This is a genomic window from Vibrio sp. FF145, from assembly GCF_041439075.1.
GTDB classification, from domain to species: Bacteria; Pseudomonadota; Gammaproteobacteria; order Enterobacterales; family Vibrionaceae; genus Vibrio; species Vibrio tasmaniensis_A.
Map to the genome: position 1 here is coordinate 84934 of NZ_JBGONH010000007.1, position 21572 is coordinate 106505.

Here is a 21572-nt window from a genome sequence, read left to right on the forward strand (position 1 = left end):
CAAAGGGATCTATAGTTGTCTTAGTTTTAGGAAACTTCAAACTTCATTTAATATTCACTTAATCTTGTTTGATTTATTGAATCAGTAAGCTATGCTCTATTGAGCATATGGATTTGAACTAAGGTCTCATTATGAATACACAGCAATTTGAAGCATTTAAGCAGAAAATACAGCTCCTTAACCCGCAGCAATTGAAAGCACTTCAAGGTGAAATAGACGAAAACCTTGAAACAGATCAACCTTCTCTTTTGACAGATGAAGAGTTAAACGTACTGAATGAGTTGTTCAATTAATAGACTAATGTCACTATTTTAGCTTAAATCCACCTGATCTTAGTAATTTGTAGCCGTTCTCCATTGCACTCAAAATATCGTCCGCCTAGACTCATTTCATACGTCAATAAAAGGTTCTGCTATGTCGATATCTGGTATTCAATCTGGTTACGCCATCATTCAGCAGTCAACCAACATGGCTGAAGAAGCCGCTATCGAGCTTAACCAAAACTCCAAACACTCTCCAAAAACCAACGACACTTTCCAAACTAGCGATTTGAGCTTCAATCAAATAGAACCTGAACAACCCATTTCGTTTAAAGAGAAAGAGCCTGAACCAGCTTCTTCCTCTACTGAAGCGTTATTAAAGCTGACACAAAGCGCAAATTACAACCGTGTTGGTGCGAGTGTGGTTGATCGTCAAAACGAAGCCATTGGTAGCCTTCTCGATATCCATATCTGATTCGAGCTACTATTTATCGATTTGATGGTTACCCTCTTTTTGACTAACAAATGGCTCTAAATCCATACAAACTGTAACTCATTATATCAGGCACTTGTTTCTGGTTTATTACTCGGTAGAATCAGCGCAAATCAATTTTGCTGCACAAACTTTACTTCATACTATTTATGCCAAAACTAAATCTGCATCGCCGTGACTATGTTTCTATTTTAGGAGGCGACATCTCCGCAGACGAATTAGAAAAGAAGCTCCAGCCTCATTTTGATAAGCCAGTGAATAAACTGACTCCGAGCCCTTACCTGACTGAAAAAAACCTTACACGTCGCTGGGCGGCTCTCGATAATGCAGACTCGCAGCAAGAACTGCTCGACCCTCATACTCAAAGCCAGATTCAAGCTTATGAGAAAAACATAGAGCACTTTATTGGCACGGTAAAAGTCCCTGTTGGTATATCTGGCCCTTTAAGAGTCAATGGCCTGTTTGCTAAAGGCGACTACCTAGTCCCACTTGCAACCACTGAAGCGGCGCTTGTCGCGTCGTATAACCGTGGTTCAAAGCTGATCACAGCTTGTGGTGGTGCAAGTGCAATGTTGCTCAATGAAGGCGTAACACGTACTCCTGGTTTCGCATTCCAAGGATTGGTTGAAGCAGGACAGTTTGTGGCATGGGCAGTGACCCAGTATGACCAATTTAAAACCTTAGCTGAATCAACAACGTCGCACGGCAAACTTACCGACATCAATATCAACATCGAAGGTAACCATGTTTACTTGGTGTTTGAATTTCTAACCGGAGACGCTTCTGGTCAGAATATGGTAACTATCGCGACCAACGCGGTATTTGAGTACATCATTGAACATACACCAGTGAAACCCGATCACGCCTTCCTTGATGGCAACTTATCGGGCGACAAAAAAGCCAATACCCAGACCTTGCGCAGTGTCCGTGGTAAAAAAGTCACAGCCGAGGTCAACATCTCTGCTGAGCTTGTCGCTAAGTACCTCCACACCACACCAGAGAAGATGGTGCAGTTCGGACAAATGACCACAGTCGGTGGTGCTCTAAGCGGTACGATTGGTATCAATGCTCATTATGCCAATGCACTTGCTGCGCTCTACATTGCTTGCGGCCAAGACGCGGCGTGTGTTGCTGAGTCTGCGATTGGTATGACTCGTATGGAGCTCAACAAAGAAGGTGGTTTGTACGCGAGCGTAACGCTTCCTAACTTGATGTTAGGAACAGTCGGTGGCGGTACAGGCCTACCAAGCCAAAAAGCGTGTCTCGATTTACTAGGGCTACACGGCAATGGTAAGTCACAAGCCTTAGCTGAGGTTTGTGCGGCTTTATGTTTGGCAGGTGAACTATCGATTGTGGGTGCATTCTGTGCGGGTCACTTTTCGCGAGCTCATCACAAGTTAGCGCGCTAGTTTCTGTTATAAAACCTTAAACCGACCGTTGTCACGTATTGAGTGAGTTGTGCATGGATTACTTACATTTATCGCGAGTGAGCCTTAAACACCTCACTGCGCTTCATATTATGCTGAACACACACAGCGTCACTCAAACGTCAGAGCAACTCTTTGTCAGCCCTTCGAGTGTCAGTAAAACTCTGTCTCAGCTACGTGACATCCTTAACGACGAGCTTTTCTATCGGGACGGCACTAAGCTTATCCCGACTCCCTTTGCCCTAAAAATAGCGCCCACTGTTCACGCGATTCTTTCCAGCATGAACGGGTTACTTCACCAAAAGAGTTTTACTCCTCAAGAGTATCAAGGCAGCTTTTCACTTTCGATGCGTGAAAGTACCTTCGAAGTGTTTGCCTCGAAGATCAGCAAAATCACCACTGAACTTGCACCAAAAGCCAAACTTAATATCTATTCGAAACAGGAGCTTGGATTCGATGCTTTGCTCAGTGGTAAGGTCAACTTGATCCTGTTGCCACACGATATCTCTCAACCCCCAACGGATAATAAAGAGCTGGTGTGGGAAACGATTCTTCCTGATGAAATGGTTTGTTTGATGGGCGCTCACCACCCTCTCGCTCAGCAAGAACTAACAGTTGAAGGCTATTTAGACTACAAACACATTGGGATCTTAGATAACGAACTGTCTAAGCCTTACTTTGAGCAAAACTTAGTGCAATGTCATAAGCCTAGAGATATGGCGATATCGGTAGCGGACTTTGGCGCGGCTGCGGTGCTATGTCACCACACACCTTTCTTGTTCACTTGCTCAAAACAATGGGCTGAGCATGCCAAACAAGCACAAGGTTTGGTAAGTAAGCCGCTTCCTTTTGATTACGGAAAAGTAGCGTATAGTTTGGTATGGAACAAGCCAAACATGAATGATCAGGCGATCAAATGGTTGTGTGACTTGTTTTTAGAAGCCTAGACCTTTGTTAGAAGCAGATTGAACTAACAAGACTGGTTTTATAAAGACTGAAATTTGATAAGAGACTAAGTATATACCTCAGGGGTTTGCATTGCTCTTTGAACAATTGAGTAGAGCTTATCGTGAAAGCTCTGCATTTGTTGTTCGGTGCATTTAGCCCACTCTAAAGCTTCGCCAATTACCCCATGATGTTGAAACGCATTTAACCGAATTCGAACATCACTTGGCAAACCCTTCAAGTAATACCCGACCTGCTCTACCTCGATATCTAGGTCACTTTTATTAGGAATATGCAGTAACCGAACTTCATGTAATTTGCCTTTATCAGCTAAGTAGTTAATGGTTTCAAACACTCGATGGTTCCCTCTACCCACTAACCATTGATGCGTTTCAGATTGCCATGATTTTAGGTCGATCATCGCACCATCAAGGTAAGGTAATACCTTATCCCAACCTTGCTGTGTCAACGAGCCATTACTATCAATAAAACACGTTAAGTGTGCCAATTGCGGATCGCTTTTGATCGCCTGAAATAGCTCGACGATAAACGGCAATTGCATGGTCGCCTCGCCACCCGAAACGGTAATACCGCTCAGGAAGAATTGATTGTGCCTAACCAGTTCAAGCACATCTGATACCGTCATCGTGGTGATTTTGGGGCTAGACTTATGATCACAGATATCGACGCACTGATCGCAGTTGGTACACGCTAACGGATCCCACTTCACTTTGCCTTCAATAAGACTCAGAGCACTGCTCGGGCAGCCACTCACGCAGTCTCCACAATGGTTACAGTGGTTGATGGTGTGTGGATTATGACAAGTGATGCAATCGAAATTACACCCCTGTAGGAACAGCACCAAGCGATTTCCTGGTCCATCAACACAAGAAAAGGTCAGCACACGGCTGACCTTCGCTTGTTTTTCTGTCTTATTATTTTTAACCCTAGCCATTTGAGTTGTTAGATCAGAAATTTTCATAATTCACATTGTTCGTATTCGAGAAACACATAACATGCGTACGTTAAAGCTATTCGTATGTCGGCGACATCTCTAAGCTCGCTACGCGTGGTTTACGCTCTAGTATGCCCGTATTTTTTGCAGCTTCAGCACCAAGGAAAGTGGTATTGGTGCGTGAACCTTGCTCGTCATATTTGGCAATGTCAGACAGCTTAATCATATAACCTGTCACACGAACCAAATCGTTCGATGCTACGTTAGCGGTGAACTCACGGTAACCCGCTTGAATCGCCCCTTTACACAGGTTGAACATCGCTTCTGGATTGGACTTCACCGTTTCGTCGATGGTCAGAATGTCGCTGATACCCGACGTGTAGAACTTGTGGTGACCAGCCGTCGCACGTACGTAAGACACTGGATCCGGTTCTGTTCCATAAGGGATGCGTACACCCGGCGTCACATCTTCATCGAGGCTGATACCACCTTGAGCGTGTAACAGAGCCTTACCTTCCAGCCCATATTTCACTTCCGAGTTTTCAACAATCTCAGCCAGCTTTTCAGAAATACGATGGCCTAACTGATTTGCTTGTTCATCGTGACCATAGCGCCCTGCTTTGCCTTCTTTTTCCATTAAGATGTTAACCGCCTCAGCCATGCCATAAATACCAAACATTGGCGCAAAGCGATCTTCTTCAATTAAGCCTTCTTTGGTTAAGAAGCCTTCGAAGAAGTTAGACTCTTCATGTAAGAAGCGACTACGTGCATTCATCAATTCGATCATGATGCTGCTGTAGTTAGGTAGTACTTGCTGTAAGAAGTCTACGCTGTCTTCAGATTTCAGAGCCACTTGCTTGAGGTTCATACGTACTAGCGTGTTTGAACCACCCGCCAGAGGCAAAGAGTTGTAGCAACTCACGATGCCAAAACGCTTATCTCCGTACGCAGCGGCGTGTGCAGGATAATTGGCAATGTGCGGCTTGCTGCATTCACAGATATTGCTCGCAGCATGACGAAGCAGGTCATCAGATGTGACTGCAGGGTCGTACATAAAGGTTAAGTTAGGTGCGATCTGCTTGAGTTCAGCATCCACACGTAAAATAGTGCGACATACAATGTTGTCACTAGGGCCAATATTAACGTGCATGAAGGCATCTGGCAGCGTGCGATCCAGCATGATCCAGAACAGCTTCAGCTTTTGGTATACCTGCTCACCCGTCAAACCGCCAACAAAAGGCATCAACACATCGTCCAACTGGCCTAAGTAAACCGGAATTGAAGTCACTGATGGAACGTGATGATAAAGGATGGTGAGCATGTTCAATGCTTCGTCGAAATTAGTAGCCGCGCTAAGCTCTAAATACTTGGAGCCTTGATGTAAGTATTTAGAATAATCAGGAAGCACATAGCGCGGCTTAAATGGGGCGTGACCTTCAAACATGTCACACAGCACACCTTGTTGTAAGGCTTGCTCTACTTCATTGCTTACCGGCATATACGGCAGACTGGCTTCAGCTTCTAAGGCAAGATAGCTCGACTTCTGTTTTGGGGACAGGTTGGCATCTGAAATGATATTTCTAAAGCGTTGTTGTTGTTCTGAAAGTGTTGAAGAAGTAGATGACGCAGATTGGTGGCTCATGATTAAACCCTTAATATTCTTATGGGCTTATTTTATATCTCACACTTACATTTCCACTAATGAAATGTATTCAAGCCTACATTTCCAAAATGGAAAACACCATTTGTAACTTAGTAATTTATGAATAGATAGCTTGTAAATTTTGTGAATAGACAGTTTTTAAATTGGCCATTTGCCAATTAACGATGGTTGTTTATCGATGATTGTCGTTGGGGAAGGGAAAGAATGAGCAGAAGAGATTAGGCCGCTTAATTGAACCGTTTAGTTTAAAACGCAAGTGCGTATAAATAGAAAACCCACATAACGGATCCAAAGATCGTTGATGTGGGTTTAGTCAATTAAGCGTGAGTGCGGTTATCTGGAGTTATCTATACGTCAACTCCAGATACGTCAACTACAGACAAGTAACCTATAGATGAGGAACCACTTGTTTACGGCCTACACCCATCAGAACCTTCAAAGTACCTTGTGGGGTGTCGATTGAAAACGGTGTTGAGACTTCAACAATCGAAAAACCTGCTGCGCTCAATACATTCTGGGAGCGCTGTTCGCTGACCCCAAAATCTTCGCTGTCGTTTTCTAAGTACCAATCCCAGTGTACAAAAACCCCATCGTTTTCTAACAGAGTATAAATAAGGCTGACCGTATCTTGTAGGTTCGGAATAAAGCCACATACCGAAGAGGCTACCACTAAGTCAAACTGATTTCTGAATGCTGGGTGTTGGGCTGCAAGTCCGCGCGATAAGATATCAACGACAGGCTCTACATTAGACAGCTCTTTTTTATCTAACTCTTCAATCATCCCTTCTGAGATATCGAGAGCGATAATCTCTTTTGCAAAAGGAGATATTTTCTGGCTGAGTAATCCTGTACCACAACCAAAATCAAGGACACGGGTTCCGTTCAAATCAACGAGCTGTGTTAACTGGTCAAATGCGGACTGTGCGAATACAGCAGTAGCGGGGTCGTTATCCCAATCAGGTGCGTACTCGTCCCATTGTTTCGCCATCATGGCCTCCATCTTTACTTCTTGTAGGTTCGGAACGCCCCCAGAATAAACCAAATTAGTCAATTCGTCATAGAGTTATCATGCAAAGATGGACTATTTCTAAGATAGTCAGCACAATATTCAGATAATATGCACCGCCACCCGCTCAATATGGAAATGAAATGAACCTTTCTCAAGTCCAAGCCTTTTGTTCTGTTGCTGATTTAGGATCCGTCTCTGAAGCTGCGCGACAGCTTGAATGTAACCGAACCAAACTGAGCATGTCGATCAAAGCCTTGGAAAAAGAGTTAGATGTCGAACTGTTTGTTCGAAGCGGTAACCATGTCGAGCTGTCTGAGGCAGGTAAGGCCATATATAAAGACTGTGAAGGCATGTTGGTAACGGCAGCACGCATTAAGCAAACCTGCTTACATGTTTCGGGTGAATTCAACGCAGAGATTTGGATCGCACGCGACGATTCCCTACCCGATGAAATGTGGCAAAGTTTATCGCACGCCCTAAACAACAAATACCCTTCCACTTCTTTCAACTTCGTTCTCGCTTCTAGTGGCGACTTGGCTAATCTTGTCGAAACTCAGCAAGTTGATTTTGCGTTTGGTGTCGATTACGAGCGTGTCGACGACCCAAGAATTATCTACAACCCACTCGGCAAGATCCGAATGATGTCGGTATGTAAGAAAGGGCATGATTTGAGTGCGATGCGAAGAGTATCGGATGAAGTACTAAGAAATTCGATGCAAGCGACCATGGTTTATCTCAATGAAAAAGATAACCCTGAGCTTGAGCCCTTCTCTCGCCGATACATTGGTTTTTCTAGCTTCGATTTTATGTTGGATACGATTCTACGAGAAGATGCATGGGGCGTAATGCCTGAGCCATTGATACGCCATTTATTGCGTGAACAGGAACTGGCGGTGATCAAGCACACTTATGGCCTGACTCAAGAAGACTACTGTATGTTTACCGCGGCAGGTATGGCAGAACACCCAGGAATGAATTGGTTAGCGGATCAGATCAGCGATTACTTGTTTGATTTCTAAAGTGTCAGATAATGTTCTATCTCGACACTTAAAATCGTCTAACAAATAGAAAGCCCTCTCTTTAGAAGACCATCACGTGATCCACTAAATAACGTCCGTCTTCTTCAACTAACACCATTTCTGCCACAAATTCGCCTTTCGCAATGGTATACGCTTGCTTCCAAACAAAGGCGATGGAATCGGAGCGTCTGAATAGCGCCACAGGCTCACGTTCAGCAAAAAATCCGTTGCTGTGTTGATAATGATGACACACCTTTTCCAGATACTCCGGCGTAACAATGTCTTTCATCCTTTGAGTAAAGTCCCTACAGTGCTGCGCATGATCAACCTTAGTTGAACCATCCATCAGGTTATCCATGATCGGGTTAGCAATCACCCACAACTCACTATCACCAATATCGTCAAACTTCATATCTATCCATTCCTTTGAAACTGCAGCCAAATAACACAATTCGATAAAACGCTTGTAACCAATCTGTTTTATTAATCATAAGCGATCTTATTTTACTTGCACACCATCTCTAGAAAACAGTCATCGTCAACTTTACTGACACCTGAGTCTGTCGCTAAGTTATTGAATTATAACAACTTGAGTATAAAACGAGTTACCGACATATAAACGTCATCAGATAAAGTTTGTAAAGCTAGCTCAATATTAGAACAATGAAGTTATCAAAAACATCTGGAAAATATTATGTGTGACAGGAAAAGCCAAAACGAAAACCGAGTACTATTGTTCTCAGCCCTTTTAGCATCAGGCTTCGCAATTGGCGGATTGGTGTTGGGTCTTCTCGTTGGCTCTTTAGTCATAGTATTTGACGGTGTCTATTCTCTTATCAGTTTACTGTTAACTTTATTGTCACTAGCTGCTTCAAGATACATTAATCGCCCATCAGACAGGGAGTTCCCGTTCGGTCGAGCAATCATTGAGCCAATCGTAATCGCGATTAAAGCGATTGTGATTCTGCTTGTGGTCGGTTATTCGCTTTATTCTGCGATTGGTGCTCTGATGACAGGTGGTCGTGAAGTTGATGCTTCTATCGCAACTCTGTTTGGTATTTTCAACGTATTGGGTTGTGGTTACGCTTGGTGGTACATCGCTAACAAGAGCAAACGTATTTCTTCAGGTTTGATTCAAGCTGAGTCTAAACAGTGGCAAATGGATACGCTGTTGAGTGTGGCAGTTACGGCAGGTTTCGTTGTTGCTTGGTTGGTGGCTTACTCTCCGTTTGCTGAATACGCGGTATATGCCGATCCAATGATGATGTTGCTGATGTCTTTCTACTTTATCAAAGTGCCGTTCGGCATGTTACGTGAAGCAATGCGTGAACTGCTAATGATGTCGGCAACCAAAGATATTTGTGACGCGGTAGATAAGAATGTTGTCGCTGTGGACAAAGATGCGGAGCAAGATTTGGAGCTAATGGGTGTGACTAAGGTTGGCCCGGAACTAAGAGTCAATGTTGATATTCATACTAACGACCAAGATGCGATTACGGTTGATGATATTGAACGAACACGCCATCAATTAAAGCGACGCTTATCTAAAATGCCTTATGAGCTTCAATTGAACCTCAATATCGCGAGCTAAGAGCATTCTCTCTTAAGTTCAACAATCAAGACTGAACCTTTTTAGAAGCCGACACCTTAACCGTCGGCTTTTTGTCTCTGGTTACCCACCAGCAAGCCAGTGAACCAACAGTTACCATACATACGCCCTGCCAAAACGTCATGGTCAATGACAAGCCCAAAATCATCGAGGAAAGTAACGTCGCGAAGATTGGCGTAAAGTAAGACATGGTTGCCAAAAACACCATGTTGCCACCTAGAATCGCCGTGTTCCAAAGCGCGTAACCAGCCCCCATACATGCCCCAGCAAGCACTAAGTCAATCGCAGCACTTGAAGTCATCACCATGCCGGTTTCATCACTCAATGCGTATTTGATCCACAAAGTGATCGCCGTAGCGATAAAGAAAAGCACAATCGCATTCTGTCCTTTAGCAACGCGTTGGGTGTAATTGCAATATACCGCCCAAATAATCGCGCCGAAGAATGCCATCGAATAGGTTTTAGGGTTGGTTGCAATATTAGCCGCGATTTGATCGACAGAAAGCCCCTGATCGCCGCTGATACTCCAAGCCACGCCAAAAAACGCTAAGACGATACTTGGATAAACCAACCAGTTTATCTTTTTGTCACTCAACAGCACCGCAAACAACACCGTTAGTGCAGGCCATAGGTAGTTGATAACGGCCATTTCTAAGGCTTGATGTCGGCTATTTGCCATTCCTAAAGCCAGAGCCAAGAAGATTTCGTAGCAAACGAATAAGGCACCACCGATCATCAAATACGATTTAGAGAAGCGCGACAGCTTAGGTAACCCCATAACACAGACTAACAACAGTGAGCTCACTGTATAAAGACTGGCAGCACCACCAATTGGGCCCAGTTGTTCTGACACACTACGAGACAATGCAATTAAGCAGCTCCATAGTAAAATGGCAGCAATGCCGTAGCAGCTATGGCGATGAGATTTCAGCACGCCTCTTCCTTCTCTTTATTGTAATTAGGTAATCAAAGCGAGCTTAAGCAAAGGTAGGCTTAAACACCACTATCGATAAGTTGCAGTGAGTAAAAATAAGTAGCCGAGCACATAACTGTACTCGGCTATCAATCATTTACTCAAAATTCTAAAAGCAGTTAGCAATTAGCAATTATGCCAACAAAAGTGCTTGCAGGTCAGCCAAAGACTTCACTTGATAGTGAGGGTTGATGCCGGCTGGTGTTGCCTTTTCTTGACTGTTTAACCAACAGGTCTCAATACCAAAATCCAAGCCACCTAAAATATCAGAGTGTGGGTTGTCCCCGACCATCAATACTCTTTGCTTTGATGGCAATCCAATCAGCTTGTGCGCATGCTCAAAAATTTCCGCGTCTGGTTTAGCGACACCGACTTCCTCAGAAATGATCACATGATCAAAGTAGTCTGTCATTCCTGTTCGTTCCAAACGGATTGACTGCAGCTCTGTGAAACCATTGGTGATGATGCCCATGTTCACTTTGCCTTTTAACGACTCCATCAACTCTTTTGCACCAGGAAGCAGAGAACAGATGTCTGCCATTGCGGCTAAAAACGCACTGTTTAGTGCTGCCGTTGTTGTCTCTAATTTTGTTGCCCAGCTTTCAAAACGCGCGTGCTTCAGTTGTGCCGCCGTAATACGGCCATCTTGGTAATCGACCCATAACGGCAAATTAACCTCTTGATACACTGAATAATCCTGTTCGCTAAAGTCCACGCCAAAACGGGAGAACATCAGCTTCATTCCTTGAAAAGCATCAAAGTGGAACAAGGTTTCATCTGCATCAAAGAATATCCAATCGTACTTCATTTTATGTCCTATTATTCGCGCGGTTGAGCAGTGCTTGTATTTATTTTCTCGTTGCCTCAAAGGCCAGATGTGCATTCTACTATCAATTTTGTGAGCCTGAATATAGTTCTAAGAATTTATAGAAAACAAGCAACAAGTCATGATGTATCGCAAATTTTGCCACATATTAAACCAATACCATACAAGAAATACACTTAAGTACCGGGAGGTACCATGAAGCACTTCTTACCGTCATCCGTCATGCTCACCCCATTCCTTGTTAAGTATTATGATGAACAACCAGAAGACACCTCTGACGCCTTAGATGCCGATGAGTCTCAGCAACCTCAAATTGAAGCTAACGATGACTCACGCAAACCATCGACACAAACTGAACTTGAACCGACGTTGAGTGAATAGCCTTTACTTTCATGGTCATGGAACGTAATTCTGTTATTAAATCAATCAATAGTTCGCTTTCCATTACTGACAATAAACACATAAGAAAACCATAAAAACGATTGCTATATGAGCCCTATCACAACACATAATCACAAAGTGGTAGTTCGGAATCAAAGTTGTTCCAGATCAATGGTCGACCAGTTGATTGCCGACAACATGTAGGAAATTAAAAAATCATAATTAACGGAGTTTTCCAATGTCTACTGCATTTTACATCCCTACAATCAACTTCATGGGTACTGGCTGTTTGAAAGATGCTGCTGATAGCATTCAGTCTCAAGGCTTCAAAAAAGGTCTGATCGTAACGGATAAGATCCTTAACCAAATTGGCGTGGTTAAACAGGTACAAGACCTACTTAGCCAACGTGGCGTAGACGCAGTTGTATTCGACGGTACTCAACCAAACCCAACCATCACTAACGTGAACGATGGTCTTGAGTTACTAACTGACAACGATTGTGATTTCGTTGTTTCACTAGGTGGCGGTTCGCCACATGACTGTGCAAAAGGTATCGCTCTGGTTGCCTCTAATGGCGGCAAAATTGCAGATTACGAAGGCGTAGACCAGTCTGAAAAGCCAATGATGCCTCTAATTGCTATCAACACAACAGCAGGTACAGCTTCTGAAATGACGCGTTTCTGCATCATTACTGACGAAGCTCGTCACATTAAGATGGCTATCGTTGATAAGCACACAACACCGCTTATCTCAGTAAACGATCCTGAGTTGATGCTTGCTAAACCTGCATCACTAACGGCAGCAACAGGCATGGATGCGTTGACACACGCAATCGAAGCTTACGTTTCAATCGCAGCAACGCCAATCACAGACGCAGTTGCGATTAAAGCAATCGAACTTGTGCAAGCACATCTAAGAACAGCAGTAGCGCACGGTGAAGACATTGAAGCTCGCGAGCAAATGGCTTACGCACAGTTCATGGCGGGGATGGCATTCAACAACGCTTCTCTTGGCTATGTTCATGCAATGGCGCACCAACTGGGTGGTTTCTACGACCTTCCACACGGTGTATGTAACGCTATCTTGCTACCACACGTTCAACGTTACAACGCTCAAGTTTGTCCAGATCGTCTACGTGATGTTGCAAAAGCGATGGGTGTGAATGTTGAAGGTATGACAGCAGAGCAAGGCGCAGAAGCAGCTATCAACGCGATTGTTCAACTAGCAAATGACGTGAACATCCCAACAGGTATTGCTCAACTGGGTGCTAAATTGGAAGACATCCCGACTCTGTCTGACAACGCTCTTAAAGACGCTTGTGGTTTCACTAACCCTAAACAAGCGACTCACGAAGAAATCTCAGCGATCTTCGAAGCGGCAATGTAATCTAGCGACAATTTATTCGAGCTAGAAACACGCGGCTCTTGCTAAAAACAAATAGCTAACACAAACGGGCTCACCTTCTGAGCCCGTTTTTTTATCTGTCCGATACCTTTCAGATCTTTACCCTCATCACTAATCAGTAGTGACTAATCACTCACTGCTCACCACTAAAAAGTCGCATTGTTGCGATCGCTTGGTTATAGTTAAACTATTGATATATAGAATGACAAACAGGTTCCATTGAGTCGTTGGATAGTTAGCACCTCATTATTAGCTTCACTCGTTATCCACTCCGCTCAAGCAGAGGAACAAAATGAGTGCCACAGTCAGCCGCTAGAAGACGCCCCTGTCGAAAAAGCCTATCACTACCTAAACAGTAAATTTTGCCAACCCGCATTATGGTTTGACAGTTTCTTTGTCGATGACCGCATTACCGAAGATGCTCGAGCGGGCACGTCTGTCCGTTGGTACAACGATTTTATTTACTCAGAAGGTGGTGACGTCGACTACTCAACCAAGCTCAACGCACGTTTACATCTTCCCTTTGCGAGTAAGCGCCTAAAATTAATCTACGAATCTGTCAGCGATGAAGAGTTCTTTGATTTCTTTCCACAAGATTCAGAGGAATTAGAGAGCGCACTCGGCCTTCGTTACGATGCTTATGCGAAGGGTTACAGTAGCTTCAATATTAAAGCGACACTGCGTCCGCGTATTGAAGCTCGTTATCGCTTTACCTACCCTCTCACTACCGATGCCGTATTCAGGCTGACCCAACGTGTGTATCAAGAAAAGCAAGAAACTGGCGAGATCACCGATATCGATTTTGATCTTTCTTTGAGTGATGACTTCTTAGCGCGATGGTCGAACTTTGCAGGTTATAACGACGACCTTAAAGGCTGGGAGTACGGTACGGGGCTAACTTTGTATCACTATCTTTCTCAAGACCAAGCTCTACAATACAGCGCGACGATTGCAGCAACCAGCGAGCCGTATAACCACTACGAATACTCACAGGTGTCGATAACCTACCGAGAAAACGTTTGGAAAGAATGGCTGTTCTACGAATTGATTCCGCGCTACCAATGGGAACGAAAGCCCTATGAGAAACATACCGAAGAAGCCAACATCACCCTTAGGCTTGAAGTCTTGTTCAACAATGTCTAGTGGAACTAGTATCTAGTGAGTGTTTGTGAGATTGGGGCATCGTTAGATCGAAAACGAGGCACAAAAAAACACATCATGTGATGTGCTTTTTCAGTTCTATATAAGGCTTAAACTGTAGTCTTAACCCTTGTAGTTTCTTACTCGTGCCGCTTCTGCTTCACGCTTGTCGACAACGGTTTTACCGATTGGCGCCAATGAGATAACCGCGAGCTTAAGGTGCTGAATCGCAAACGGAATACCTATAATAGTAATGAAACACGCTACTGCTGACATGATGTGACCAATCGCCAACCAGATTCCAGCAAATAAGAACCAAATGATGTTACCAATCATACCAAGTGGGCTGGTCCCGATGTCAGTTTCATTGGTCAATTCATCACGTGAAATCGCTTCTTGACCAAATGGGAAGAATGAGAAGTTACCCATTACAAAACACGCTCTACCCCATGGAATACCAACGATGGTGAGGAATGCGAGCAGTCCGAAGAACCACCATGCCAGTCCCATAAATACGCCACCAAACAGAAACCAAATGATGTTTCCTATTGTTCTCATGTTGTCTTCTCCAAATCTTTGAATGCTGTTTATCTCATATGCCGAGTAAGGCAATACTTGTTCTAATAGGTTCATTATTATTGAGTCTTTATGAACCGCTTATGAATCGCCTAGATTTTCTGTGATTGATACACACCACGAAACGCCAAATCCGCATAGGGATCATCGATTTTATTTGATACCATGTTCGTAGATTTTTAGTATCACAAAGCTAAACAGCTACAACAACTACAACAACTACAACAACTACAACAACTAATTTAAGGCCGAATTTATGAGCAACACTGAGCAACCTAAAAAGAAAATGAAAAACTGGGTGCCAATCGTCTTCTTCGGACTTCTCAGCACGGTGCCTGTATTCATGTTTTTAGTCGACGTGTACATCAACCAATACATGTAACAAGACCCCGCCATCCTATCGGCGTAAAAATGAATACAGGAAACATGTCCTGTATTCATCTCAGTTAAATCACTTCTACTGTAATTAATTCAATTCTTCTGCGATCAAATCAACTCTTAGTTAATTAAATCAGCTCTTCGTTAATAAAGTCTAGAATGTCGATCAGCTCATGATCTGGCAAGTTTAGTAAGTTATCACCCACATACCATTCAATCTTACATTGGGTAGGCAGTTCGCTGATCGCTGGGTTTCCTATCCAAACCTTGTGCTTCTTAGCTATATTGTCGCGCAGGATAATGCCATCCTCAAAACCCACCGGTAAATAGAGGTGAAGCATGTTTACTTGGGGTTGCTGCGGGTTCACTTTGAACTGCGGGTAATCTTGTAAGATTTGATAGATTTGCTTGGTACGCTCATACAATGCAGGCATCAACTCAATCCGTTGATCAAACTGCATTGCTGCCGAAACCACGTAAGGCGTGCGATGATAAACATTTCCGCCCTGACGCTTCATCCATGCTGAAGCTTTTGCTACGAAAGCTTTATCACCTAGTAGGAGTGACCCCCCAAGACCGTTTAACCCTTTGTAGAGCGAAACATAAGCTGTATCGAACCCCTTCGCGATCTCGCTATATGGCTTTTGATAATACGCGCCGCACTCCCACAAACGAGCACCATCCATATGCAGATGAATCGATTGTTCTTTGCAGTACTGCTTTATCGCTTCAAGCTCTTCCCACTCAGGCAGCTGACCACCAATCTCTCGCATCGGTAGTTCATACAATGCCGCGGCAATCTCATCAGGCCAAGCCTTTAAGTCGTCGACATTCCAAGTGCGAAATACATTACCAACCGGAAGTATATTGAAACGGTTCTGGAGCTGATACCCTTGGTGTTCATGGCGCATAATATGGCTGGATTCGTGCATCGCCACCAAAGGATTTCTTTTTTCTTGGCAAGCAATCTCTAACGCTGTCGGTTGATTCATTGTGCCAGTAATCACAAATACAGCCGCTTCATAACCTAGCAGTTCCGCGACTTTGTTTTCGAAGCTCTCGATAAACTCACCATCGCCGTAGCTATCATGGCTCACATTATGTGCCTCACACCATTCAGCCATCTGAGCGAATGTTTGTGCTGGAGTCGGTTCTAGGTGACCGGAAAGCAACAAATCACATTGTTGACGCAAGTCCATGCTCATAGTTTTTCCTTTATTCATTGTCGTTCTATGTAGGGTGATTGAATTATTTACGTTAGCCTTCAACGGTGACATAAAGTGCACCTCTTCGCTTTTATTATTAGCGAATAATTAGTTTTACGCAGTCATCGGCTGCGTGTGCCGGAAATACTCAAATTGACGGGTGTTTTATATAATTAAGTCCCTAAAAACACGCGCATCTAACTAGATAAGTATGGGCTAATTCGTTGTTGTTCAACCATTCTTCTATTATTGTATATCTATAATTCCAATAAATATTATTCGTTAATGGACAAAGAGGGCTATATGTCGAAAAATCGAGTCTTGGTGCTATTCGCCCACCCTTCTCAGCATCGCTCTGAAGCGAACAAACCCTTATTTGAGCAAGCCAAGCGTATTGAAGGCGTCACCTGTGTCGATCTTTATGCTGAATACCCGACCTTCAAGATCAATATCGATCGTGAACAGAAACGCCTGTTGGACCATGACATCATCATTTTTCAGTTCCCACTATATTGGTACTCAACACCCGCGATTCTTAAAGAATGGCAAGACCTCGTCCTAGAATACGGATTTGCTTACGGCACCGACGGTAATGAACTGCAAGGTAAGAGCTTGTTATGCAGTATCACCGCTGGCGGCAAAAAAGAGGCTTATCAAACTGACGGTTATAACCACTTCACCATCCGTGAACTGCTTCACCCAATCGAACAAACGGCGTCTTTGTGCGGCATGAACTACTTGGCTCCATTGGCTTTGTTTGGTTCACGTACTGCGTTAGAAGAAGGCCGAATTCAAGATCATGTAAATAGCTACAAATCGCTTTTAGAGGCTTTTGTTGCGGGCGAAGTCGATCTTAAAAAGGCAAGCAAGGCTGAAAAGCTAAACCATTATGTCGATGAAATGATGAGCAGAGGTTAGATCATGACAGGATATTTTCTACAAGCATTTATCTATTTGCTCGCGGCAGTCATCGCCGTCCCTATCGCCAAAAGGCTTGGCCTCGGCTCTGTGCTTGGTTACCTGATTGCCGGTGTGGTGATTGGCCCAATCATCGGCTTAGTGGGTGAAGAGACCACGACCATTCAACACTTTGCCGAATTCGGTGTAGTAATGATGCTGTTCTTGGTCGGGCTTGAGCTTGAGCCGAAGATGCTTTGGGCAATGAGAAACCGCCTGATGGGGCTCGGCGGCCTACAAGTCGGTGGCACAACGGCCATAGTCATGGGGATTGCTCTGTTCTTCGGGCAACCTTGGACGATCGCGCTGACTATCGGTTTGATCTTCGCACTGTCATCTACCGCGATTGTTCTCCAAACCTTTAATGAAAAAGGGCTCTCCAAGACAGAAGGCGGCAAGAATGCTTTCTCGGTCTTACTGTTCCAAGATATCGCTGTCATTCCGATGCTGGCATTTATCCCTCTATTGGCATTGCCAGAATTAATCGAAGCTGCACAAAGCGCGGTCGCTTCGACTTCTGATCACCATGAAGAGTTGAGTCTTGTTGCTGGCCTACCCGGCTGGGCTTATGGCCTTGTGATCACAGCATCTATTGCGATTGTTGTGGTCGGCGGGCACTTCTTGAGTCGTCCACTGTTCCGCTTTGTGGCGAGCTCAGGCCTGCGTGAAATCTTTACTGCAACCGCACTGATGTTGGTTATTGGTATTGCTGCACTAATGAGCCTAGTCGGCCTCTCACCAGCTTTAGGAACCTTCCTTGCGGGTGTGGTATTGGCGAACAGTGAATTCCGCCACGAGCTTGAGTCTAATATAGACCCGTTTAAAGGGCTGCTACTTGGCTTGTTCTTCATTACGGTAGGTGCGGGCATCAACTTTGATGTTCTATTCAACGACTTTGATTTGATCATTGGCCTCACTCTTGGCGTTATGCTACTTAAAGCCTTGGTGTTGTTTACATTGGCGTTGATCTTCAAAATTAAAAATAGCGACCGTTGGTTGTTTACGTTGAGCTTGGCGCAAGCCGGTGAATTTGGTTTTGTACTACTGAGCTTCTCGGCTCAAAACCACGTATTGCCTGCTGATATAGTCCAAACTCTGTCGCTGGTTGTTGCTCTTTCAATGTTCCTAACACCAGGCTTATTCATTCTATTTGATAAAGTGATACTTCCTCGTTACGAGCAAAAGTCTAACGACCGAGAAGCCGATACTATCGAAGAGAAAGGTACGGTGATCATTGCTGGTATTGGCCGATTCGGTCAAATCGTTAACCGCTTATTGGTGTCGAATGATGTCAAGACTGTGGTTTTGGATCACCAAGCCAACCAAGTCGATTTACTTCGCTCTATCAACATCAAATCTTACTTTGGTGATGCGACTCGTCATGACTTATTGCATACAGCAGGGATCGAAGAAGCCGCAATGTTTGTCGTCGCTATCGATAACCAAGACTCAAGCGTTGAATTAGTAAAATACGTTAAACACACCTACCCTAAAGTGAAAATTTTAGCGCGTGCGTTCGACCGTGGTCACAGTTACCGCCTACGAGAAGCTGGTGCAGATTCTGTAGTCTCAGAAACGTACCACTCGGCACTCGAAATGGGCGCAGAAGCTCTACGTTCTTTAGGGCACCATCCATTCTTCGTTGAACAGCAAAAATCAACGTATCAACGTGTTGAAAGCCGTAAGTCTGAAAAACTATACCAAGCTTGGTCTGAAGCGGAAGAGAACCCACGTTACGACAACAACTACCGACAAATCTTCATTCACCTTGAAGAAGCAATGAAAGAAGACATGAAAAAAGACCGTTCAGACAAGCACTCTCGCTCAGAACGAGGTTGGACACCGCCACCGAAAGGCTATGCAGATGGCTTTGAGGAAGAACAAACCTAAGCAGAGCTCAAATTCGAGGTTAACAACCACTCAAAAAGCGGCTTTCGGGTCGCTTTTTCATTCTCTAAATACGAATAGCACGACCGATGAAGCCAAAACACGGAACCTAAATCAGATGAACCACGACATTTATGTGATCCAGTTATAATTTTCAATCTCAAGCTACCCGTCAAAAATGAATTCACTTTTTACATTTATAAAACATTACCTCTCCACATAAACCATACCGTCAATGCGGGTATATATGCATTCTTTTAAGCCCTTCAGTCGTCGTTCTAATTCGTAGCGACCATCCACTAACGTTTGAGTTACATTGCATATATCTAAACACGCCTCACAAGTCGCCACTAAAGCATTCACATCGCCAATAATTAACGCTCCGCACTCACAAATTCAAACCATAAAAATTAACACAAACGTTTCAAAGTGTGTCTGTCGTTACAATTTGTAACGCATGCCAGTTGTCGGTATAGTCCTGCACTTCAAAAAGTGAGGCGGTTGCGCTCACCTTAAAGGAGATATAATAATGATTACTAATGATGCAGTAATAATGGGCATGTTAGCTGTTATTCTTGGCGGTGTTTTTATCACGGAAAGTAGCCAAAATAGCGCACTGAAAAAATTCTACTCGTTCGTTCCGGGTCTATTGCTCTGTTACTTTGTTCCTTCTCTATTGAATAGTTTAGGCATCATCGATGCGTCAAACTCAAAGCTATACTTCGTTGCAAGTCGCTACCTATTACCGAGTGCACTCGTTCTTCTGATCATCTCAGCAGACCTTCGTAAAATATTTGGCCTTGGTTCTAAAGCCGTCATCATGTTCCTAACCGGTACTGTCGGCATTATCATTGGCGGGCCTTTAGCGATTCTAATTATCGACCAAGTTAACCCTGACCTTGTATCTGGCGATGTATGGCGCGGCCTTACAACAGTGGCTGGCTCTTGGATTGGCGGCGGTGCAAATCAAGCAGCAATGAAAGAAGTGTTCGAGGTTGATGACCAATTATTCTCTGCAATGATTACGGTTGATGTTATCTGTGCGAACATTTGGATGGCCGTGTTACTTATCATGGCAGGTCGCCAAAAGAAGATTGATGCATGGTTAAAAGCAGATACTTCATCTATTGAAGAGCTAAAAGAGACGGTTTCTAAATACCAAGAAGAGAACGCTCGCCCAACAACCACGACCGATCTCATGAAGATCACGGCAATTGCCTTCGGTTTAACAGGTTTGGCTCACTTATTCAGTGACATGATTGCACCGTGGATCTCAACCAACGCGCCAGAGCTTGCGAAATACAGCCTAACATCTGGCTTCTTCTGGTTAATCGTAATGGTGACAACGTTCGCGCTCATCGCTTCATGCTTCAAATCTACACGCAGCCTTGAGCACAGCGGCGCGTCTAAAGTTGGTTCAGCGTTCATCTACATCCTAGTTGCAACCATCGGTATGCAAATGGATGTGACGGCTATCTTAGACAATCCAGGCTACTTCTTCATTGGTATCACATGGCTAACTATCCATGCCATTCTAATGATTGTGATGGCGAAGCTTATCCGTGCACCACTGTTCTTCATGGCTGTCGGTAGCCAAGCTAACGTTGGCGGCGCAGCATCGGCTCCTATCGTAGCAGCTGCATTCCACCCAGCTCTGGCGCCAGTAGGTATCCTAATGGCGGTACTTGGTTACGCACTCGGTACATACGGCGCTTACATCTGTGGTCTCATCATGCAGGCTGCTGCGGGTTAATAGAATCGCTTCAATCCAATAACACAAAAGGCTGAACGATGATCGTTCAGCCTTTTTCGTTTCTAAAACTGTATTTCAAATAACGGCTTAATCGAACAAAGACGCCAGCTTATTTTCAACAACTGGGCTGATATTAAAGCTCAACATAAAATCTGGACGCGTTTCTTCGTCTTTCTCAAGGTAATAGTTCGCTTCAATGCCAAACTTCCAAGGACGTCCGTTCAACACAGTAGTCTTGCTTACGCTTATATTCAACGGAATTTCCGCCTGATCCTTATTCCAATCATACGAGAATGTCGGCGCAGAGCGGCTTTGTTGCGTAATTCAGTTTAGAGACAGAGCAGCCCCATTTCGTGCGTTTCTTAGTCAATACGGCAAGTTTCAGGCATACCTAACCCAGTGAGCTTGTTCAACGCTTTTATCATCGCGTAAGTTTCTCCCACTTGTGCATTGTAATTTCTTAAACTTAAACGACCACCAAATAACTGTTTAACTCGATACATCGCTGTTTCTGAGAGGGAGCGTTTGTGGTAACCATTCCGCTCTTTCCAATACTTATTTGAGCCATATAACTTCTGGCAACCTACTGCGAGATTTCGGGGATGACCCCGCTCCCAGAAGGCAGCCCCTTCTCTTGGAGGAATAAGCGCAACGGCTCGCTTAATCTTAATTGCATCGTGACATGCTCTCGTATCATAAGCGCCATCACCA

The 21572-nt window shown here is 44.1% G+C and carries 22 protein-coding genes and 1 pseudogene; 13 read left to right on the top strand and 10 right to left on the bottom strand.

Going from position 1 to position 21572, the window contains the following annotated elements; translation table 11 throughout:
* Nucleotides 1-131 precede the first annotated feature (131 nt).
* From ACED42_RS04650 to ACED42_RS04665, 4 genes are all read left to right on the top strand, one after another.
* Nucleotides 132-293, top strand: coding sequence for a hypothetical protein (locus ACED42_RS04650; RefSeq protein WP_009845576.1), 162 nt, complete (start codon nucleotides 132-134; stop codon nucleotides 291-293).
* 121 nt (nucleotides 294-414) lie between these two features.
* Entirely contained in the window at nucleotides 415-735 is a 321-nt protein-coding gene (locus tag ACED42_RS04655) for a hypothetical protein (protein ID WP_009845577.1), read from the top strand.
* Nucleotides 736-902: 167 nt separating this feature from the next.
* Entirely contained in the window at nucleotides 903-2162 is a 1260-nt protein-coding gene (locus ACED42_RS04660) for a hydroxymethylglutaryl-CoA reductase (RefSeq protein WP_371701624.1), read from the top strand.
* Nucleotides 2163-2215: 53 nt separating this feature from the next.
* A complete protein-coding gene (locus ACED42_RS04665; protein ID WP_009845579.1) occupies nucleotides 2216-3127 on the top strand; it encodes a LysR family transcriptional regulator in 912 nt (303 codons plus the stop codon).
* Between the two features lie 65 nt (nucleotides 3128-3192).
* On the opposite strand, the gene ACED42_RS04670 is transcribed toward ACED42_RS04665, so the two are convergent.
* From ACED42_RS04670 to ACED42_RS04680, 3 genes are all read right to left on the bottom strand, one after another.
* Nucleotides 3193-4107, bottom strand: a complete 915-nt coding sequence (locus ACED42_RS04670) for a YjjW family glycine radical enzyme activase (protein ID WP_371701626.1) — start codon at nucleotides 4105-4107, stop codon at nucleotides 3193-3195.
* 49 nt (nucleotides 4108-4156) lie between these two features.
* Nucleotides 4157-5722 carry a YjjI family glycine radical enzyme gene (locus tag ACED42_RS04675; RefSeq protein WP_371701628.1) on the bottom strand — a complete coding sequence of 522 codons (1566 nt, stop codon included), beginning with the start codon at nucleotides 5720-5722 and terminating at the stop codon, nucleotides 4157-4159.
* Nucleotides 5723-6131: 409 nt separating this feature from the next.
* Complete coding sequence (locus tag ACED42_RS04680; protein WP_009845582.1) at nucleotides 6132-6731, bottom strand: class I SAM-dependent methyltransferase; 600 nt, start codon at nucleotides 6729-6731, stop codon at nucleotides 6132-6134.
* 161 nt (nucleotides 6732-6892) lie between these two features.
* Between ACED42_RS04680 and ACED42_RS04685 the strand changes: the two genes are divergently transcribed.
* Nucleotides 6893-7771 carry a LysR family transcriptional regulator gene (locus tag ACED42_RS04685; RefSeq protein ID WP_009845583.1) on the top strand — a complete coding sequence of 293 codons (879 nt, stop codon included), beginning with the start codon at nucleotides 6893-6895 and terminating at the stop codon, nucleotides 7769-7771.
* 61 nt (nucleotides 7772-7832) lie between these two features.
* Here ACED42_RS04685 and ACED42_RS04690 read toward each other — a convergent pair whose 3' ends face one another.
* A complete protein-coding gene (locus ACED42_RS04690; protein ID WP_017103721.1) occupies nucleotides 7833-8183 on the bottom strand; it encodes a hypothetical protein in 351 nt (116 codons plus the stop codon).
* 282 nt (nucleotides 8184-8465) lie between these two features.
* Here ACED42_RS04690 and ACED42_RS04695 point away from each other — a divergent pair, with 282 nt between their 5' ends.
* Complete coding sequence (locus ACED42_RS04695; protein WP_371701630.1) at nucleotides 8466-9362, top strand: cation diffusion facilitator family transporter; 897 nt, start codon at nucleotides 8466-8468, stop codon at nucleotides 9360-9362.
* Nucleotides 9363-9387: 25 nt separating this feature from the next.
* On the opposite strand, the gene yddG is transcribed toward ACED42_RS04695, so the two are convergent.
* Both yddG and yjjG read right to left on the bottom strand, forming a co-directional pair.
* Nucleotides 9388-10314 (bottom strand): aromatic amino acid DMT transporter YddG, encoded by a 927-nt coding sequence (yddG, locus tag ACED42_RS04700; protein WP_371701632.1) that lies wholly within the window; start codon nucleotides 10312-10314, stop codon nucleotides 9388-9390.
* 172 nt (nucleotides 10315-10486) lie between these two features.
* Entirely contained in the window at nucleotides 10487-11161 is a 675-nt protein-coding gene (yjjG, locus tag ACED42_RS04705) for a pyrimidine 5'-nucleotidase (protein ID WP_017098476.1), read from the bottom strand.
* A 213-nt stretch (nucleotides 11162-11374) separates the two neighbouring features.
* Here yjjG and ACED42_RS04710 point away from each other — a divergent pair, with 213 nt between their 5' ends.
* The 3 genes from ACED42_RS04710 to ACED42_RS04720 all read left to right on the top strand — a co-directional run bounded on the left by ACED42_RS04710 (nucleotide 11375) and on the right by ACED42_RS04720 (nucleotide 14108).
* The gene (locus ACED42_RS04710; protein WP_371695299.1) at nucleotides 11375-11560 is read left to right on the top strand and encodes a hypothetical protein; all 186 of its coding nucleotides are present in this window, start codon (nucleotides 11375-11377) and stop codon (nucleotides 11558-11560) included.
* 238 nt (nucleotides 11561-11798) lie between these two features.
* Nucleotides 11799-12947: an L-threonine dehydrogenase gene (gene yiaY, locus ACED42_RS04715; RefSeq protein WP_012600397.1), complete on the top strand. Its 1149-nt coding sequence runs from the start codon at nucleotides 11799-11801 to the stop codon at nucleotides 12945-12947.
* Between the two features lie 237 nt (nucleotides 12948-13184).
* Entirely contained in the window at nucleotides 13185-14108 is a 924-nt protein-coding gene (locus ACED42_RS04720; protein ID WP_371701634.1) for a hypothetical protein, read from the top strand.
* A 120-nt stretch (nucleotides 14109-14228) separates the two neighbouring features.
* Here ACED42_RS04720 and ACED42_RS04725 read toward each other — a convergent pair whose 3' ends face one another.
* Nucleotides 14229-14663 (bottom strand): YccF domain-containing protein, encoded by a 435-nt coding sequence (locus ACED42_RS04725; protein ID WP_017075771.1) that lies wholly within the window; start codon nucleotides 14661-14663, stop codon nucleotides 14229-14231.
* A gap of 274 nt (nucleotides 14664-14937) precedes the next feature.
* On the opposite strand from ACED42_RS04725, the gene ACED42_RS04730 reads away from it, so the two are divergent.
* Complete coding sequence (locus ACED42_RS04730) at nucleotides 14938-15063, top strand: hypothetical protein (RefSeq protein WP_017098479.1); 126 nt, start codon at nucleotides 14938-14940, stop codon at nucleotides 15061-15063.
* 124 nt (nucleotides 15064-15187) lie between these two features.
* Here the strand turns inward: ACED42_RS04730 and ACED42_RS04735 are convergent, their stop codons facing one another.
* On the bottom strand, nucleotides 15188-16264 hold the full coding sequence (locus ACED42_RS04735) for a low specificity L-threonine aldolase (protein ID WP_371701635.1): 1077 nt from the start codon (nucleotides 16262-16264) through the stop codon (nucleotides 15188-15190).
* 303 nt (nucleotides 16265-16567) lie between these two features.
* Between ACED42_RS04735 and ACED42_RS04740 the strand changes: the two genes are divergently transcribed.
* The 3 genes from ACED42_RS04740 (at nucleotide 16568) to ACED42_RS04750 (ending at nucleotide 20861) form a co-directional block, all read left to right on the top strand.
* Nucleotides 16568-17182, top strand: a complete 615-nt coding sequence (locus ACED42_RS04740) for an NAD(P)H-dependent oxidoreductase (RefSeq protein WP_009845593.1) — start codon at nucleotides 16568-16570, stop codon at nucleotides 17180-17182.
* 3 nt (nucleotides 17183-17185) lie between these two features.
* Complete coding sequence (locus ACED42_RS04745) at nucleotides 17186-19111, top strand: monovalent cation:proton antiporter-2 (CPA2) family protein (RefSeq protein WP_371701637.1); 1926 nt, start codon at nucleotides 17186-17188, stop codon at nucleotides 19109-19111.
* Nucleotides 19112-19637: 526 nt separating this feature from the next.
* On the top strand, nucleotides 19638-20861 hold the full coding sequence (locus tag ACED42_RS04750) for a DUF819 domain-containing protein (protein ID WP_371701639.1): 1224 nt from the start codon (nucleotides 19638-19640) through the stop codon (nucleotides 20859-20861).
* A gap of 87 nt (nucleotides 20862-20948) precedes the next feature.
* Here the strand turns inward: ACED42_RS04750 and ACED42_RS04755 are convergent.
* Nucleotides 20949-21167 (bottom strand): annotated as a pseudogene (locus ACED42_RS04755) (hypothetical protein); the annotation flags it as partial.
* A 56-nt stretch (nucleotides 21168-21223) separates the two neighbouring features.
* A partial coding sequence (locus tag ACED42_RS04760) for a transposase (RefSeq protein WP_371701641.1) occupies nucleotides 21224-21572 on the bottom strand: 349 nt, incomplete at its 5' end.

Excerpts from the sequence above, each read along its gene's own strand:
- ACED42_RS04650 (WP_009845576.1), top strand. The coding sequence starts at position 132 with ATGAATACACAGCAATTTGAAGCATTTAAGCAGAAAATACAGCTCCTT.
- ACED42_RS04655 (WP_009845577.1), top strand. The coding sequence starts at position 415 with ATGTCGATATCTGGTATTCAATCTGGTTACGCCATCATTCAGCAGTCA.
- ACED42_RS04660 (WP_371701624.1), top strand. The coding sequence starts at position 903 with ATGCCAAAACTAAATCTGCATCGCCGTGACTATGTTTCTATTTTAGGA.
- ACED42_RS04665 (WP_009845579.1), top strand. The coding sequence starts at position 2,216 with ATGGATTACTTACATTTATCGCGAGTGAGCCTTAAACACCTCACTGCG.
- ACED42_RS04670 (WP_371701626.1), bottom strand. The coding sequence starts at position 4,107 with ATGAAAATTTCTGATCTAACAACTCAAATGGCTAGGGTTAAAAATAAT.
- ACED42_RS04675 (WP_371701628.1), bottom strand. The coding sequence starts at position 5,722 with ATGAGCCACCAATCTGCGTCATCTACTTCTTCAACACTTTCAGAACAA.
- ACED42_RS04680 (WP_009845582.1), bottom strand. The coding sequence starts at position 6,731 with ATGGCGAAACAATGGGACGAGTACGCACCTGATTGGGATAACGACCCC.
- ACED42_RS04685 (WP_009845583.1), top strand. The coding sequence starts at position 6,893 with ATGAACCTTTCTCAAGTCCAAGCCTTTTGTTCTGTTGCTGATTTAGGA.
- ACED42_RS04690 (WP_017103721.1), bottom strand. The coding sequence starts at position 8,183 with ATGAAGTTTGACGATATTGGTGATAGTGAGTTGTGGGTGATTGCTAAC.
- ACED42_RS04695 (WP_371701630.1), top strand. The coding sequence starts at position 8,466 with ATGTGTGACAGGAAAAGCCAAAACGAAAACCGAGTACTATTGTTCTCA.
- yjjG (WP_017098476.1), bottom strand. The coding sequence starts at position 11,161 with ATGAAGTACGATTGGATATTCTTTGATGCAGATGAAACCTTGTTCCAC.
- ACED42_RS04710 (WP_371695299.1), top strand. The coding sequence starts at position 11,375 with ATGAAGCACTTCTTACCGTCATCCGTCATGCTCACCCCATTCCTTGTT.
- yiaY (WP_012600397.1), top strand. The coding sequence starts at position 11,799 with ATGTCTACTGCATTTTACATCCCTACAATCAACTTCATGGGTACTGGC.
- ACED42_RS04725 (WP_017075771.1), bottom strand. The coding sequence starts at position 14,663 with ATGAGAACAATAGGAAACATCATTTGGTTTCTGTTTGGTGGCGTATTT.
- ACED42_RS04730 (WP_017098479.1), top strand. The coding sequence starts at position 14,938 with ATGAGCAACACTGAGCAACCTAAAAAGAAAATGAAAAACTGGGTGCCA.
- ACED42_RS04735 (WP_371701635.1), bottom strand. The coding sequence starts at position 16,264 with ATGAGCATGGACTTGCGTCAACAATGTGATTTGTTGCTTTCCGGTCAC.
- ACED42_RS04740 (WP_009845593.1), top strand. The coding sequence starts at position 16,568 with ATGTCGAAAAATCGAGTCTTGGTGCTATTCGCCCACCCTTCTCAGCAT.
- ACED42_RS04745 (WP_371701637.1), top strand. The coding sequence starts at position 17,186 with ATGACAGGATATTTTCTACAAGCATTTATCTATTTGCTCGCGGCAGTC.
- ACED42_RS04750 (WP_371701639.1), top strand. The coding sequence starts at position 19,638 with ATGATTACTAATGATGCAGTAATAATGGGCATGTTAGCTGTTATTCTT.